Source organism: Phaeospirillum tilakii, assembly GCF_042683125.1.
Lineage (GTDB): Bacteria > Pseudomonadota > Alphaproteobacteria > Rhodospirillales > Magnetospirillaceae > Phaeospirillum > Phaeospirillum tilakii.
The window spans coordinates 210,627-225,669 of record NZ_JBHUIY010000001.1 but is presented as its reverse complement, the minus strand read 5'-3'; the positions used below and the strand labels follow the sequence as shown (position 1 = coordinate 225,669).

General features: G+C 70.7%; 15 protein-coding genes. 12 read left to right on the top strand and 3 right to left on the bottom strand.

The window, feature by feature from the left end; all coding sequences use genetic code 11:
- From ACFSNB_RS01055 to eat, 11 genes are all read left to right on the top strand, one after another.
- Positions 1–321: SPOR domain-containing protein (locus ACFSNB_RS01055; protein WP_377313640.1), on the top strand; the 321-nt coding region annotated here is incomplete at its 5' end.
- A complete protein-coding gene (gene nagZ / locus ACFSNB_RS01050; RefSeq protein WP_377313638.1) occupies positions 308–1,342 on the top strand; it encodes a beta-N-acetylhexosaminidase in 1,035 nt (344 codons plus the stop codon). The genes ACFSNB_RS01055 and nagZ, both read left to right, overlap by 14 nt.
- Complete coding sequence (locus tag ACFSNB_RS01045) at positions 1,339–2,016, top strand: site-2 protease family protein (protein ID WP_377313636.1); 678 nt, start codon at positions 1,339–1,341, stop codon at positions 2,014–2,016. Before nagZ ends, ACFSNB_RS01045 begins: the two co-directional genes overlap by 4 nt.
- Positions 2,013–2,861 carry a segregation and condensation protein A gene (locus tag ACFSNB_RS01040; RefSeq protein WP_377313634.1) on the top strand — a complete coding sequence of 283 codons (849 nt, stop codon included), beginning with the start codon at positions 2,013–2,015 and terminating at the stop codon, positions 2,859–2,861. The genes ACFSNB_RS01045 and ACFSNB_RS01040 overlap by 4 nt, the downstream gene beginning before the upstream one ends.
- Positions 2,848–3,555: an SMC-Scp complex subunit ScpB gene (gene scpB / locus ACFSNB_RS01035; protein ID WP_377313632.1), complete on the top strand. Its 708-nt coding sequence runs from the start codon at positions 2,848–2,850 to the stop codon at positions 3,553–3,555. The genes ACFSNB_RS01040 and scpB overlap by 14 nt, the downstream gene beginning before the upstream one ends.
- 59 nt (positions 3,556–3,614) lie before the next feature.
- The gene (locus ACFSNB_RS01030; RefSeq protein ID WP_377313631.1) at positions 3,615–4,496 is read left to right on the top strand and encodes a hypothetical protein; all 882 of its coding nucleotides are present in this window, start codon (positions 3,615–3,617) and stop codon (positions 4,494–4,496) included.
- A 165-nt stretch (positions 4,497–4,661) separates the two neighbouring features.
- Complete coding sequence (locus ACFSNB_RS01025; protein ID WP_377313629.1) at positions 4,662–5,201, top strand: hypothetical protein; 540 nt, start codon at positions 4,662–4,664, stop codon at positions 5,199–5,201.
- Positions 5,202–5,502: 301 nt separating this feature from the next.
- Positions 5,503–5,919: a TOBE domain-containing protein gene (locus tag ACFSNB_RS01020; protein ID WP_377313628.1), complete on the top strand. Its 417-nt coding sequence runs from the start codon at positions 5,503–5,505 to the stop codon at positions 5,917–5,919.
- 379 nt (positions 5,920–6,298) lie between these two features.
- Positions 6,299–7,693: an ethanolamine ammonia-lyase subunit EutB gene (locus ACFSNB_RS01015; RefSeq protein WP_377313626.1), complete on the top strand. Its 1,395-nt coding sequence runs from the start codon at positions 6,299–6,301 to the stop codon at positions 7,691–7,693.
- A 2-nt stretch (positions 7,694–7,695) separates the two neighbouring features.
- Entirely contained in the window at positions 7,696–8,490 is a 795-nt protein-coding gene (eutC, locus tag ACFSNB_RS01010) for an ethanolamine ammonia-lyase subunit EutC (protein WP_377313624.1), read from the top strand.
- Positions 8,491–8,522: 32 nt separating this feature from the next.
- Positions 8,523–9,944 carry an ethanolamine permease gene (eat, locus tag ACFSNB_RS01005; RefSeq protein WP_377313622.1) on the top strand — a complete coding sequence of 474 codons (1,422 nt, stop codon included), beginning with the start codon at positions 8,523–8,525 and terminating at the stop codon, positions 9,942–9,944.
- Positions 9,945–10,069: 125 nt separating this feature from the next.
- On the opposite strand, the gene ACFSNB_RS01000 is transcribed toward eat, so the two are convergent.
- Positions 10,070–10,708: a TetR/AcrR family transcriptional regulator gene (locus tag ACFSNB_RS01000; RefSeq protein ID WP_377313621.1), complete on the bottom strand. Its 639-nt coding sequence runs from the start codon at positions 10,706–10,708 to the stop codon at positions 10,070–10,072.
- A 133-nt stretch (positions 10,709–10,841) separates the two neighbouring features.
- Here ACFSNB_RS01000 and ACFSNB_RS00995 point away from each other — a divergent pair, with 133 nt between their 5' ends.
- Positions 10,842–11,510 carry a DAPG hydrolase family protein gene (locus ACFSNB_RS00995; protein WP_377313620.1) on the top strand — a complete coding sequence of 223 codons (669 nt, stop codon included), beginning with the start codon at positions 10,842–10,844 and terminating at the stop codon, positions 11,508–11,510.
- Between the two features lie 84 nt (positions 11,511–11,594).
- On the opposite strand, the gene ACFSNB_RS00990 is transcribed toward ACFSNB_RS00995, so the two are convergent.
- Positions 11,595–13,937, bottom strand: a complete 2,343-nt coding sequence (locus tag ACFSNB_RS00990) for a caspase family protein (RefSeq protein ID WP_377313618.1) — start codon at positions 13,935–13,937, stop codon at positions 11,595–11,597.
- A gap of 358 nt (positions 13,938–14,295) precedes the next feature.
- Entirely contained in the window at positions 14,296–15,021 is a 726-nt protein-coding gene (locus ACFSNB_RS00985) for an NAD-dependent deacylase (RefSeq protein WP_377313617.1), read from the bottom strand.
- Positions 15,022–15,043 lie beyond the last annotated feature (22 nt).

The following is a 15,043-nucleotide window of genomic DNA, read 5'->3' as shown; positions in this document are numbered from 1 at the left end:
CCGGCGCCGCCCCCGGCGCCGCATCCCGCTCCCGCCGCCGCCCCCGCGCCGGCCGCCCCCGCCCGCAGCGGCGGCGGTGGTTTCCTGATCCAGCTGGGCGCGGTGCGCGCCGCCGATCAGGCCGGCAAGGAATGGGCCCGCATCCAGAAAGCCAACGCCGACCTGCTCGGCGGGCTGACCTCCGACATCGTCCGGGTCGATCTCGGCGAAAAGGGGGTATTCTGGCGTATCCGCGCCGGTGGACTGGACGAGGCCTCGGCCCGCCAGATCTGCGCCTCTCTTCAATCGCGTCATCAGGGGTGCATCGTTGCCCGCCGCTAACTCTCCGCCCGCCGCTCTGATTCTCGGCTGCTCCGGACTGACCCTCGGCAGCGCCGAGCGACGGTTGTTCGCCGAGGCCAACCCGCTCGGCTTCATTCTGTTTGGCCGCAACATCGACACGCCGGATCAGGTCCGCGCCCTGGTCGCCGAATTGCGCGCCTCGGTCGGGCGCGACGACGCCCCGGTACTGATCGACCAGGAGGGCGGCCGGGTCCAGCGCCTGCGGCCGCCTTACTGGCGCAAGGCCCCGCCCGGCGCCCCGTTCGCCCGGCTGGCCGCGCTCGACCCCGAGGCGGCGCGGCGGGCCCTGCGGCTCAATTTCCGGCTGATCGGGCGCGAACTGGCCGCGCTCGGGATCGACGTCGATTGCGCCCCGGTGCTCGACGTGCCGGTCGATGGCGCCCACGACGTGATCGGCGACCGCGCCTATGGCAGCGAGCCCGGGCAGGTCGCCACCCTGGCGCGCGAGGCGATCGAGGGGCTGCTCGACGAGGGGGTGATGCCGATCGTCAAGCACATCCCCGGCCATGGCCGCGCCACGGTGGACAGCCACGTCGCCCTGCCGGTGGTCACCACCCCGGCCGACCAGCTCGAAGCGTGGGATTTCGCCCCGTTCCGCGCCCTGGCCGACGCGCCATGGGCGATGACCGCGCATGTGGTCTATGACGCCTTCGACCCCGCCCATCCCGCCACCACCTCGGCCCGGGTGATCGGCGAGGTGATTCGCGGCCAGCTCGGCTTCGACGGGGTGCTGGTGTCGGACGACCTGTCGATGAAGGCCCTGGGCGGGCGGTTCGAGGACCGCGCCCGCGACAGCCTCGACGCCGGCTGCGACCTGCTGCTGCATTGCAACGGCGACATGGACGAAATGGCCGCGCTGGCCCGCGCCGCCCGGCCGCTGACCCCGGCGGCCGAGGCCCGCCTCGCCCGCGCCGACGCCCGCCGGCGCAAGCCCGCGCCGTTCGACGCCGAGGAAGCCGACGCCTGGATCGCCGCCCAGTTGGCCCGGGTCGGCGGATGAGCGAGCTGCTGGCCGGACTGGCGGTGTGGGCGCTGCCGGTGCTGCTGGCGATCACCCTGCATGAGGCGGCGCACGGCTTCGCCGCCCAGGCGATGGGCGACGACACCGCCCGCCGGCTCGGCCGGGTCTCGCTCAACCCGCTGCGTCATGTCGATCCGTTCGGCACGGTGATCCTGCCGCTGCTGCTGCTGGCGGCGGGGGGGATCCTGTTCGGCTGGGCCAAGCCGGTGCCGGTCGATTTCACCCGGCTGCGGCCGGCCCGGCTCGGCCTGATCGTGGTCGCCGCCGCCGGGCCGGCGATCAATCTGGCGCTGGCGGCGCTGGCGGTGCTCGGCTTCTGGCTGGTGCCCGAGGTGCCCGAGGCGTTCCAGGGCTGGCTGTTCGCCAGCCTGCGCGCCCTGATGGAAATCAACCTGCTGCTGGCGGTGTTCAACATGCTGCCGATCCCGCCGCTCGATGGCGGGCGGGTGCTGACCGGGCTGCTGCCGCCCCGGCTGGGCTGGCGGCTGGCGCGGCTGGAGAAGGTCGGCCTGCTGGTGGTGCTGCTCGGCCTGTTCGTGCTGCCGCTGCTGGGCGAACGGGCCGGGATCAATTTCGATCCGCTCGGCTGGCTGGTCGGCGGACCGGTCGACAGTCTGGCCGGCGCCCTGGTCGGGCTGCTGGGACCGCGATGAGTCCCTCCGCCCCGCCCGACGCGGCGCGGGCGGCGGCGCCCGCCGGGGACGCGGAGGCGACGGAAACCACCGCCTCGGAACGGCTGCATGTCGATCTCGACGGCTGGGAGGGGCCGCTCGACCTGCTGCTGGCCCTGGCCCGCGAGCAGAAGGTCGATCTGACCCGGCTGTCGATCCTGCGGCTGGCCGAGCAATATCTCGCCTTCATCCACCGCCTGCGCGCGGCCCAGATCGACCTTGCCGCCGATTATCTGGTGATGGCGGCGTGGCTGGCCTATCTCAAGTCGCGCCTGCTGCTGCCTGAGCCCGAACCCGACCCCGAGGACGCCCCCAGCCCGGAGGAGATGGCGGCGGCGCTGGCCTGGCGGCTGCGCCGGCTGGAGGCGATGCAGCGGGCCGGCGGCGGCCTGTTCGCCGGCGCCCTGCTCGGGCGCGACCGTCACCCGCCGGGAGCGGCGCCGGGGCTGCGGCGGGTCGATCGGCCGGTTTTCTCGCTCAGCCTTTACGCTTTGTTGAAGGCTTATGCCGATCATATTTCCCGACGCTCGGTGACGGTGCTGCGGGTCGAAGCCGCCGACCTCTGGTCGGTCGATGACGCGCTGGGCCGGCTCGAAGCGATGCTGGGAACGGGGCTGTTGCCCGACTGGTCGGAACTGATGACCCACCTGCCGCTGTTCGAGGGAGAACCGCTGCGCCGCAAGTCGGCGATGGCGGCGACCCTGGTCGCCGCGCTGGAACTGGCCCGGCAGGGGCGGCTCAGCCTGCGCCAGGACGGCCCGCCCGGCACGCCGATCTATGTGCGGGCCGGCGTGGCCCCCGAAGGACATCCCGATGACCCCGCCTGAACCGGACGACGACAGCCTGCGGCTGCTCGAAGCGGTGATCTTCGCCTCGGGCGAGCCGGTGGCCGAGCGCGCCCTCGCCCTCTATCTGCCGCCCGGCACCGCGCTGGCGCCGCTGCTGGAGCGGCTGCGGCGGGACTATCAGGCGCGCGGCATCGTGCTGGAACGGGCCGGCCAGGGCTGGGCCTTCCGCACCGCGCCCGACCTCGCCGGCCGGCTGACGCTGGAACAGCCGCGCGAACGCAAGCTGTCGCGGGCGGCGGTCGAGACCCTGGCGATCATCGCCTATCACCAGCCGGTGACCCGGGCCGAGATCGAGGAGATAAGGGGCGTCGCCCTGTCCAAGGGCACCCTCGACGTGCTGTTCGCCGCCGGCTGGATCCATCCGCGCGGCCGGCGCCAGACCCCCGGACGGCCGCTGACCTGGGGCACCACCGATTCCTTCCTCGATCATTTCGGGCTGGGCTCGCTCGACGAACTGCCCGGGCTGGCCGAACTGCGCGCCGCCGGCCTGCTCGATCTGGCCCCCGGTGCCGGCGCCTATGCCAATCGCGGCGGGCTGGGCGGCCCGGCGGCCGATCTGCTGCCCGAGCCGGCCGCGACCGAGCAGGACATCGCCGCCCTCGACGCCTTCGAGGCCGGGCTGGCGAGCGAGGACGAGAACGAGCGCTCCCCTCCCGGGGGACGGGCGGCTTGACAGCAAGCGGCGCATGACCTATGTGCGGCTGACGATAAGCCGAAGGTATGGAGATGGGAATGGGCCGAGGCGGGAGAACGGGATGGGCGGCGTCGGGATCGATCCCGGCGCTGGCCCTGGCACTGGCCCTGGTGCTCGGCCCGGCCAGCCGGGGCGACGCCACCGCCGCCCCGGCCGCCCCGGTGGTGGCGGTCAAGACCGATTCCTACGCCCTGGTCGAGGCCGCCCCGGTGCGGGAAGGCTTCGCCGCCTTCCGGCTGGAGGCGGCCGAACTGCAACCCACCCCGCGCGCGATCGATCTGCTCGGGTCCGAGACCGACACCCGCTTCTATGCCCTGCGCCGCAGCGTCGAGCGCATGCTGCAACGCAAGGGGATCGCCCGCGACTGGTCGCAGTCCAACCGCGCCGGCCTGTCCTTCGGCGACGAACTGCCCCGCGTCGCCGGGCTTGACGGTCTGGCCTATGCGGTCGAGGGCGAACTGGTGGTGCATGGCGACCGGCAGGTGCCGCTCGGGCTGCGGCTGGGCGGCGCGACCGATCGCCGGGTGCGCTATGCCGTCGGGCTGATGGTGGCCGATCAGGTGGTGATGAGCGAAAGCGGCGAACTGGGCGCCGACACCCCCTCGGCGCAATGGCTGGTGCGGGTGCAACCGAACGGCCCCGATGCCGCGGTGCCGGTGCGGGCGGTGTTCGCGGTCCAGGGGCTGGGCGACAGCGTCGATGAACGGCGCGAGGCGGTGGCGGCGCTGTCGGGCGGCATGATCTCCTCCGCCGACGGCCGGCTCGCCGTGGCGGAGCGGGCCGAACCGGCGGCACAGTGGCTGGTGCCGCTGCCGGCCTTCCTCAAGCCCGATCAGGTCGCCACCCCGGCGCCGGAAAAAGCCAAGCCGAAGAAGAAGAAGCAGAAGAAGGAAAACCCCGAAAGCGAGGGGGGGCATTAAGGCGGAGCGGGGCGAACGCGCGAGCCCCCGTGGCGGATCGCCGCCCGGACACACGCTTATGGCGCGTGACTCGGCCGGGCAATCGCGGGCATGCTGAGGTCCGATCAAATCCGGGGGCGCGTCCGCTTGCGCCGCCGATCCCGCCCTTGCCGTCCGGAGCTGTCGATGTTCGAGCGTGCCTCCTCCTCCCGCCCGCTGTCCTCGGTGCTGATGATCCCGCTCGGCGTCGCGGTGATGCTGGTCGAGGACTATGTCTGGAAGGGCCTCAAGCGGCTGATGGCCCGGCTCGGCCGGCTGGCCCCGATCGCAAGGATCGAGGCGGCCATCGTCGCCCTGCCCCCCACGGCCGCCCTGTTCGTCTTCCTCACCCCGACCCTGTTGATCCTGCCGGTCAAGCTGGCGGCGGTGTGGGCGGTGGCCACCGGCCACATCCTGGCCGGGCTGGGGGTGCTGATCGGGGCCAAACTGGTTGCCACCGCGCTGTTCGCCCGCATCTACACCCTGTGCCAGCCCGGACTGATGAGCTTCCGCTGGTTCGCCCGGATGCATGACGCCCTGGTCCGCGCCAAGACCTGGGCCCATGCCAAGCTCGAAGCCTGGCCGGCGTGGCGCCAGGCCCGCGCCGTGGTTCACGCCGTGACCGCCCGCGCCCGCGCCGTACTCGCCCGCCTGCGGACCCGGCCCGAGACCACCGGCCCGGTCTGATCGCCTCCCCCCTGCCCGATTCGTTGCCCCGGCGCCGCTCGGCCCCGGGGCTTTTGCCATTGGCGCGACGGGACGACACAAATCCCCCGGCAAATCAACCTCAAGGGAAAAGGCGTCATTACCATCAACGATACGACGCCGAACAAGGCTTTCCACTGTGGTCAGAGGATCTCGCTATGTAGTCAAACTGCCGCACGCCCCAATGACAGGCGCTTTATTGAAAATGTTTATTGACTGAGCAGGGCATGGTCCTACAATAACCCCATCAATCGTTTTAGGCCTGCGTCCAAAGGAGAGGGTTATGACACTCAGCGCTCGCAATGTCCTGGCCGGCAAAGTGACCGAAGTGACCAAGGGGCAGATCGTCGCCAAGGTGAAGGTCGATATCGGCGGTCAGACCGTGACCTCGGTGATTTCCAACGAAGCGGTGGACGATCTCGCCCTCGCCGTCGGCGACAAGGTCGAAGCGATCATCAAATCGTCGGAAGTGATCGTCGCCAAGGGCGCGGCGGGCATCAAGATCAGCGCCCGCAACATCCTGGCCGGCACCGTGACCGGCGTCACCAAGGGCCAGATCGTCGCCAAGGTCAAGATCGACATCGGCGGTCAGACCGTGACCTCGCTGATCTCCAACGAGGCGGTCGATGACCTCGCCCTCGCCGTCGGCGCCAAGGTCGAGGCGATCGCCAAGTCGTCGGAAGTGATCATCGCCAAGTAAGTTTCCCCCGGTCCCACAACCGGTCCCAGGGCCCCGGCCATCGTGCCGGGGCCTTGTTTTTTGGCGGGCTCTGCCCGCACCCGCCAAGGGCCGCAAGGCCCTTGGAACCCTTTCCCTGCCCTTCGCGCGGCAAGCACCCGCGCCCAAGCTGACAGGCCACTCCGCGCCCGACCATCAAGGGGTTCCAAGGGCCTTCCGGCCCTTGGCGGGGGTGGGCGGAGCCCACATCGCCCCGGTTGGGTTGGGACGAAAGCCCAACAACCAGCCCTATTTTTGGGCACAGACGAAGCGCGCCCAAACTTTGTGCTGCAAGGTCAAGCGGGGTGGGCCGACGGCTGGCATGATCGTGGCGAAGATCGAGCCACGCAGGAGCCGCCTCATGTCGCGCTTTGCGGTGATCGCCGGGGGCGAACGCCACGTTTTCAAGGATCTGGCCGGTGTGATGGCCTGCGCCTCGCCGCGCCGCTCGGGTGACGAGCTGGCCGGGATCGCCGCCGACAGCGAAAAGCGCCGGGTGGCGGCGCGGATGGTGCTGGCCGACCTGCCGCTGACCACCTTCCTCGACGAGGCGCTGATCCCCTACGAGGAAGACGAGGTGACCCGGCTGATCCAGGACGGCGCCGACCGCGCCGCGCTGGGGCCGGTGGCGGCGCTGACGGTCGGCGGCTTCCGCGACTGGCTGCTGTCCTATGACGCCACCCCCGAGACGCTGGCGGCGCTGGCGCCCGGCCTGACCCCGGAAATGGTGGCGGCGGCGACCAAGCTGATGGGCAATGCCGACCTGCTGGCGGTGGCCGGCAAGTGCCGGGTGGTCACCGCCTTTCGCTCGACCCTCGGCCTGCCCGGCCGGCTCGGCTCGCGGCTGCAACCCAACCACCCCACCGACGATCCGCTCGGCATCGCCGCCGCCACCCTCGACGGGCTGCTGTTCGGCATCGGCGACGCGGTGATCGGGATCAACCCGGCCAGCGACAATGTCGCCGACTGCGTCACCCTGCTGGAGATGCTCGACGAGGTGCGGCAACGCTTCGCCATCCCGACCCAGAGCTGCGTGCTGACCCACGTCACCAACAGCCTGCGGGCGATCGAGCGCGGCGCCCCGGTCGATCTGGTGTTCCAGAGCATCGCCGGCACCGAGGCGGCCAATCGCGGCTTCGGCGTCAGTCTGGCCCTGCTGGCCGAGGCCGAGGCGGCGGCGCGGTCGCTCGGGCGCGGCACGGTCGGCGACAACGTGATGTATTTCGAGACCGGCCAGGGCAGCGCCCTGTCGGCCGACGCCCATCACGGCATCGACCAACAGACGCTGGAGGCGCGGGCGCACGGGGTGGCGCGGGCGTTCTCCCCCCTGCTCGTCAACAGCGTGGTCGGCTTCATCGGGCCGGAATATCTGTACGATTCCAAGCAGATCATCCGCGCCGGGCTCGAAGACCATTGCTGCGGCAAGCTGCTCGGCCTGCCGATGGGACTCGACGTCTGCTACACCAACCACGCCGAGGCCGACCAGGACGACATGGACGTGCTGGCCACCCTGCTCGGCACCGCCGGCATCACCTTCCTGATCGCGGTGCCGGGCGGCGACGACGTGATGCTCAATTACCAGAGCCTCAGCTATCACGATCTGCTCGGCCTGCGTCACCGCCTCGGCCTGCGCCCCGCCCCCGAATTCGAGTCCTGGCTCGACCGGATGGGGATGCTGGCCCCGGACGGGCGGCTGGCGCCGCTCGATTCCGCCGCCGGCCCGGTGCGCGCCCTGCTGGCCCAGGGAGGGCGCTGACCATGACCGACGACCGCAACACCCCGCCGGCGCTCGACCCGTTCGCCCGCTTCCGCGCCGCCACCCGCGCCCGCATCGGCCTCGGCCGCGCCGGCGACGCCGCCCCGCTGGCGGCCCGGCTCGATTTCCAGCTCGCCCATGCCGGCGCCCGCGACGCCGTCCATGGCCGGGTCGATTGGGACCGGCTGGAGGCCGAGCTGCCGCCCTGGCCGTCGGGCCGGGCGGTGCGGGTGAAGAGCGCCGCCCCCGACCGCGATACCTATCTGCGCCGGCCCGACCTCGGCCGCCGGCTCGATCCGGCCGGCGCCACCCTGCCGGCGGCCGGCGACTGGGATCTCGCGGTGGTGATCGGCGACGGCCTGTCGGCGGCGGCGATCCAGGCCTGGGCCGCCCCGGTGCTGGCCGCGCTGCTGCCGCTGCTGCCGGGCTGGCGGCTGGCGCCGCTGGTGCTGGCCGAGCAGGCCCGGGTGGCGCTGGGCGACCCGATCGGCGCCGCGCTCGGCGCGCGGCAGGTCGCGGTGCTGATCGGCGAGCGGCCCGGCCTGACCTCGGCGGATTCGCTCGGGATCTACCTGACCTGGGATCCCCGCCCGGGGCGGCGGGATTCCGAACGCAACTGCATCTCCAACGTCCACGGCGCCGGGCTGCCCCCCGCCCGCGCCGCCGCCAAGCTGGCCTGGCTGGCCGGCGCGGCGCGGCGGCTCGGCCTGACCGGCATCGACCTCAAGGAGGATGCCGACGCCGCCCTGACGGCGGCACCGGCCGCCCCCACCCTCCTCTCTTCCGTCTCCTCCTGATCCTCCCCTGCCTGTCGCAAGGAACCTCACTCATGTCCAACCCCTCGAAAACCGTGCTGAACCGCAGCCTGACCGGGCTGCATCTGTGGGGCATCGCCGTCGGCCTGGTGATCTCCGGCGAATATTTCGGCTGGTCCTATGGCTGGGCGGCGGCGGGAACCCTCGGGTTCCTGGTCACCACCGTGCTGATCGCCCTGATGTACACCACCTTCATCTTCAGCTTCACCGAGCTGACCACCGCGATCCCCCATGCCGGCGGCCCGTTCGCCTATTCCTACCGCGCCTTCGGCCCGCTCGGCGGCTTCCTCGCCGGCCTCGCCACCCTGGTTGAATTCGTGTTCGCCCCCCCGGCGATCGCGCTGGCGATCGGCTCCTACCTCAACGTCCAGTTCCCCGGGCTCGACCCCAAGCTGGCGGCGGTCGGGGCCTATGTGGTGTTCATGGGGCTCAACATCGCCGGGGTGACCATCGCCGCCACCTTCGAGCTGTTCATCACCCTGCTGGCGATCATCGAATTGCTGGTGTTCATGGGGGTGGTGTCGCCCGGCTTCTCCTGGGCCAATTTCGTCGCCAACGGCTGGGCCGGCAGCGAAACCTTCTCGTCGGCCTCGCTGTCGGGGATCTTCGCGGCGATGCCGTTCGCGATCTGGTTCTTCCTCGCCATCGAGGGCGCGGCGATGGCCGCCGAGGAAACCCGCAATCCGTCGCGCACCGTGCCGATCGCCTACATCGCCGGCATCCTGACCCTGGTGGTGCTGGCCTTCGGCACGATGGTGATGGCCGGCGGCGTCGGCGACTGGAGCACGCTCGCCAACGTCAACGACCCGCTGCCCCAGGCGATGAAGATCGTGGTCGGCGCGGATTCGGGCTGGCTGCACATGCTGGTGTTCATCGGCCTGTTCGGCCTGATCGCCTCGTTCCACGGCATCATCATGGGCTATTCGCGCCAGATCTTCGCCCTGGCCCGCGCCGGCTTCCTGCCGCCCGCCTTCGCCGTGCTCAACCCCACCACCAAGACCCCGGTCAAGGCGATCCTCGCCGGCGGCGTGGTCGGCATCGCCGCGATCTTCTCCGACGAGCTGATCCAGATCGGCGGCCAGCCGCTGACCGCCAACATCGTCACCATGTCGGCCTTCGGCGCCCTGGTGATGTACATCCTGTCGATGGCCGCCCTGTTCAAGCTGCGCCAGAGCGAGCCCGGCCTGGCCCGGCCGTTCGCCGCGCCGTTCTATCCGGTGTTCCCGGCCATCGCCCTTGGCACCGCCCTGCTCGCCCTGGTGACGATGATCTACTTCAACGCGGTGGTGTTCGGGCTGTTCTGCGCCCTGTTCGTCCTCGGCGCGGTGTTCTACCACTTCACCGGCAGCCTGCGCGACAGCGCGGAAAGCGACTCGCTGCTGGCCGGCACCAGCTTCGACGCCGCCAATCTCGAAGCCCGCACCCTGGCCGACTGAGGACAGGGACAAAAAAACAAGACGTGGGCTCTGCCCACACAAGCCAAGGGCCGCAAGGCCCTTGGAACCCTGTGGAGGACGGGCGCGGCTGGCGTCCGTCCTTCACGGCGTTGAAGCGAGCCGGATCAGGTTTCGGGTCCTCCAAGCTTCAACAGGTCGAGGGCTGCCCGCACGCGGGGGCGGATGTCCCAGGCCGGTTGCGGCTCCGCGATCCCGATCGCGATCCGCCGCAGCGGTTCGGCCACCACCATCGACAGGATCAGGTCGGCCGCCAGCGCGGGATCAGCCATCCCGAGCACGCCGCGCGAGCGGTGGCGCGCCAGCCAGTCGCTCAGCAGGCCGCGCGAACGCTCGATCCCATTACGGCCGTAGATCGCCAGCACCGCGTCGCGGCCCGGCAGGTCATGGACCAGCAGCCGGAACAGGCCGACGGCTTCCGCCGTCAGAACCCGTTGCGCGATCAGCACCAGGAGGTTTTCAAGGACACGAATCGCCTCGGCGGGATCGGTGGCGTCGGCGGCGAAGGCGGGCGGAAAGGCATCGGTCCAGTTGGCGACGATGAGCCCGATCAGCTCTTCGCGGCTGGCCGCGAACCGGTAAACCGTTTTCTTGGCGATTTTGGCCTGCTGCGCCACCGCTTCCATCGTCATGGCCGGATAGCCTTGGGTCAGGATCAGGTGCGTGGCGGCCTCGACCACCTTCCCCCGCAGCACCTCCTCCGCCAGCGGCGGCCGGCCTCGCGGCTTCGGCGTGGTTTCCGACAAGGAATTCTCCGTTTGACAAAACGCCCGTCCCGGCATACCCCATATTTAGGAAACGATCAACGTTTCCTAAATAGCGAGGTGATCTCCCATGACCAGCAATGCGAACCCTCCCCCGGATGCGGCCCGAGCGGGCATGGCCTATATCGACGACCTGCTGGACCCCGCCCCGCTTCGCCTCGAAACCGGCCTCAGCCGGCTGGAAAGCGGTGCGCTGGTGGTGGCGGTGCGGACCGACCTGCACGGCTGCAAGGGACGGATGCTCGATTGGTGGTTCAAGCAGTTCGACACCGACCAGCATCTGAACTGGTGGCATCCGCTCGACCATGTCGCGCACCACGGCTGGGACCAGCATTGGCGGAAGGGAAAAAGCTATGTCGGCGCGACCATTCGCGCCGTCGAAGCCCTGGGCGACATTCCCCCCGTTCCCGCGATCATCAAGTTCCATCAGCCGACCGAGATCTTTGCCGAAGAGGCCTACCGTCAGGCCATCGCCAACCAAGACGTCTCCACCGTGGTTTACGCGCGCATCGGCTTCGGCGCGGCGGTGGCGCTCGACGCCAACGGCGACCCGACCGACGGCCAGATGGTCCATGTGGTGCGCGACACCAGCTATGGCGCCGTGCTGAGAAGCCGCTTCATTCTCGGCCAGAACGCGGGCGCCACCGGCCACCCTTTGCCCGACGCCATCGGCTTCGGGCTGCTCCAGCATTGCCATACCGAGTTCCGTTATCTGTCGAAGCTGCTGCCCTCGCTGTACTGGGGCGACCAAGCCAACCGCGACGAGGTGCCGCTGTTGTGGTGAAGCCCCAACGCCCCGAAAAAGGGAGGGGTTTCGGGGAGCGCCGCTCCCCGAAGCGGGTCCGGGCGGCAGCCCGGCGAAGGGCGGTCAGGGCCGAGCCGAGGCCACCGACAGCGGAAAATCGACCCCGCGTGAATCCGCCACCGGATATTGCGGATCGTCGCCGCCCCGGCTGCTGACCTCGGGGAGATAATCCTCGACGAAACCGACCAGCGAGCGAACGGTAACGGTCTGTCCCTGCCCGCCCGCCGCCTTGCCGGCCAGCCCCTGCAACAGGGCGTAGGTGAAGGCGCCATGGCCGACATCGGCCAGTTCGACCGCGTATTGTTCCTTGGCGGCGGCGGCGACGATGTGGGTCCCGGCGACGCGGGCCAGCCGCACCAGCGATTTGCGCGATTCGAACCCCTGCTGGCGGGCGGTGACGGCGGCGCCCGACTTGCAGGCATCGATCAGCAGCAGCACCTTCAGCGCCGGAATGCGTTGCAGCGCCGCGTGCAGTTCCTGGTTCGACAGGCCGCGCTGGCGGAGCTGGTCGCTCTGTTCCGGCGCGGTGACGTCGTAGGGGATGTAGTACCACTGGTCATTGCGGGTGTCGCCGTGGCCGGCGAGATAGACCACCACCGTATCCTCGGGCGCGGCCTTTTCCAGCCCGGCCAGCGCCGACAGCAGGGATTCGCGCATCACCTGATTGTTGGTCAGGCTGGTGACCTCGACCTTGGAGAACGGGGCGCGGCCGGCGGCGTCGGCCGAGAAGAACTTGGCGATGCCCTGGGCGTCGGGCACGCCGTAATTGAGCGACAGCGCCGGGTTGCGATAGTCGTTGATGCCGACCGCCAGCACATGCAGCACCGGCTGGACGCCCTGGCCGGCATAAGCGAGATGGAGCGCCGCCGGCCTGCTGGCGACGTGGCCGCGGCCGACCGCCACCGCCGACAGCTGATTGTCGCCGGGATGGAGGGTGACCTGGAAGCTGGCGCTGACCGGCTTGCCCTCGGCCACCGGCGAGGCGAGGCCGGCATGGGAGGAATCGCTGCCGACCTCGCGCTCGTCGTGATAGAGCCGCACCGTCTCGATCCCGTCGCCGAGGTCGCGGGCGGTGACGGTGACGGTCACCACCGCCTCGGCGCTGGTGCCGCCGGCGGCGGGGGCGGCGATGGTGACCTCGGCCGGTTCGACGAAGGATTGCGACACCTTGACCGGCTGGGCCGGGGGGACGCGTTCGAGGGTCAGGGCCAGCAGGCCGGGCTCGAAATGGCTTTCGGTGAACTGGGCGGCGCCGAACAGCTTGCCGTTGGCCTGCCACCCCACCGCGCCCTCGGCGTTGCGGGCGCTGTCGAAGCTGCCGTCGGGATTGATCACCACCCAACCCTGGCGGCCGGCGATCAGTTCGGCCACCGGCCGGGCGGCGGCGAGGTCGATCACCCCGACCGTGCCGGCCTGGTTGGCCGCCAGCAAGGCGGTGCCGCCGGCGGCGAAGGCCAGCGCCCGCAGCGGATGGTCCTGGCCGATCCGCTTGATCCGCTCGCCGTCGGCGGCCGCCAGCAGGGTCAGGTCGCCGGATTGGTCGGCCACCGCCAGCAGCTTGCCATCGGGGCTGAGCGCGGCGGCGGTGACGGTTTCGTCGATCGAGCGCAGACGCGCCACCGAGCCCTGGGCGAAATCGATCCGCCGCACCTCGCCCTCGACCGTCACCGCCAGCACCACGCTGCCGCCCGGCGCGGCGAACAGCGCCTTGACCGGCTGACCCAGGGCGACGGTGCGGGCGGAGCGGTCGGCCAGCGACCACAGCCGGACCTGCCCGGCCTGATCGGCCGCCGCCACCCAGGCGCCGTCGTCGGACAGGCTGAGGGCGGCGGGCGCGCCGTCGAGGCCGCCGAGCGGGGCCGGATCGAGCGCCCCGTTTTGCCACAGGCGCAGGGTGCGGTCGGCCAGGGCCAGCACTGCGCCGGAACCGTCGCGCCGCACCGCGACCAGGGCGGCGGCGGCCGGCAGGGCGATCTCGCCCGAGGCGACCGCGCGCTGGGGATCCCAGGACAGCGCCTTGCCGTCACGGCCGACCGACACCGCCAGCCCCTTGCCGAGGCCGAGCGCGGCGACACCGCCGGGATGGGCGGAGTGGCGGCGGATCTCGTTGCCCCGGCCGAGGTCCCAGAAGCCGATCGCGCCGTCATTGAGGGCGACCGCCATCCGCTGACCGCCGGCGGGATCGACCGCGACCGCGCCGACCGGCACGATCCGGCCGGGATCGACCACCATCCGCGCCCCCAGCGCCAGACTGGCCGCCCAGGAGATCCCCCCGGCGGTGGCCGAGGCGGCCTGGGACGAGCCCACCGCCGCCACCGGCGCGAACTGGGCCGAGGCCGGCGCCGCCATCACCAGCGCCAGCCCACCGGCCAGCCCGAACCCGATCCATCCGCGCGTTGCTGTCATCGCCCTCTCCTGAAGCCAGGCACCCGGCCGATCCGGCCGATCAGGTCAGCTTGCGCGGGCGAGCGGTACCGCCGGAAATAAAAATAATAAAATACACTGTAAATGATTCCGCCGATCCGCCGCCCTGCAAGAACGACCACCACAATAGCGGGATTCATCACACTTCGAAAGCCGCAAGGCGTGAAGATCACACCGCCAGACCGCCGTTAACTATTATTTATAGAAAATTTTACAGTGCGTTTATTTGAAAATTGTTCCGCCGTTCCCCAGGGCTCGGACAAAGCGGCGGCGGGCGGCCAGGTGCCGCCACGGATACCCTTGGAACGGGAAGAGGGGGCCGGAGCGTCGCCCCGGCCGATCAGAGGCCGGCGAGCAGACCCGCGACGAAGGCGGGAACGGTTTCCGAAGCCGGCCCGGTGCGGACCTCGTGGAACAGGCTGGCGCCGCGCGACGGTTCGAGGTTGAGTTCGACGGCGTGGGCCCGCCCGGCCTGCCGCACCGCCGCGACAAAGCCGGCGGCGGGATAGACATGGCCGGAGGTGCCGATCGAGACGAACAGGGCGCAGCGTTCGAGCGCGGCGATGATGCGGTCCATCTCGAACGGCACCTCGCCGAACCAGACGATGTGGGGGCGCAGGGTGCCGGCGCGGCCGCAATCGGGGCAAAGGCTGGCGCGGGTGACGTCTTCGCGCCAGGGCAGCGGACGGTCACAGCGTTCGCACCGGACCTTCAGCAATTCGCCATGCATGTGGATCAGGTTGACGCTGCCGGCGCGCTCGTGCAGGTCATCGACGTTCTGGGTCACCACCAGCACCTCGCCCGGCCATTCGCGTTCGAGCCGGGCCAGGGCGAGATGGGCCGGATTGGGCTCGACCCGGCCGGTGCCGAGTTCGCGCCGGCGGGTGTTGTAGAAATGCTGGACCAGATCGGGATCGCGGCGATAGCCCTCGATCGAGGCGACGTCCTCGACCCGCATCTGCGCCCACAGCCCGCCCTGATCGCGGAAGGTGTCGAGGCCGGATTCCTTGGAAATCCCGGCGCCGGTCAGGACAACGATCCGGCCCGGGGCGGATGGGTGGGACATGGCGCGTTGGCTCCCCTGCGCT

Coding starts and splice junctions, on each gene's coding strand:
- eat (WP_377313622.1), top strand. CDS start 8,523: ATGTCCAACCCCTCGAAAACCGTGCTGAACCGCAGCCTGACCGGGCTG.
- ACFSNB_RS00990 (WP_377313618.1), bottom strand. CDS start 13,937: ATGACAGCAACGCGCGGATGGATCGGGTTCGGGCTGGCCGGTGGGCTG.
- eutC (WP_377313624.1), top strand. CDS start 7,696: ATGACCGACGACCGCAACACCCCGCCGGCGCTCGACCCGTTCGCCCGC.
- ACFSNB_RS01015 (WP_377313626.1), top strand. CDS start 6,299: ATGTCGCGCTTTGCGGTGATCGCCGGGGGCGAACGCCACGTTTTCAAG.
- ACFSNB_RS01020 (WP_377313628.1), top strand. CDS start 5,503: ATGACACTCAGCGCTCGCAATGTCCTGGCCGGCAAAGTGACCGAAGTG.
- ACFSNB_RS00995 (WP_377313620.1), top strand. CDS start 10,842: ATGGCCTATATCGACGACCTGCTGGACCCCGCCCCGCTTCGCCTCGAA.
- ACFSNB_RS00985 (WP_377313617.1), bottom strand. CDS start 15,021: ATGTCCCACCCATCCGCCCCGGGCCGGATCGTTGTCCTGACCGGCGCC.
- scpB (WP_377313632.1), top strand. CDS start 2,848: ATGACCCCGCCTGAACCGGACGACGACAGCCTGCGGCTGCTCGAAGCG.
- ACFSNB_RS01045 (WP_377313636.1), top strand. CDS start 1,339: ATGAGCGAGCTGCTGGCCGGACTGGCGGTGTGGGCGCTGCCGGTGCTG.
- ACFSNB_RS01030 (WP_377313631.1), top strand. CDS start 3,615: ATGGGCCGAGGCGGGAGAACGGGATGGGCGGCGTCGGGATCGATCCCG.
- ACFSNB_RS01040 (WP_377313634.1), top strand. CDS start 2,013: ATGAGTCCCTCCGCCCCGCCCGACGCGGCGCGGGCGGCGGCGCCCGCC.
- ACFSNB_RS01025 (WP_377313629.1), top strand. CDS start 4,662: ATGTTCGAGCGTGCCTCCTCCTCCCGCCCGCTGTCCTCGGTGCTGATG.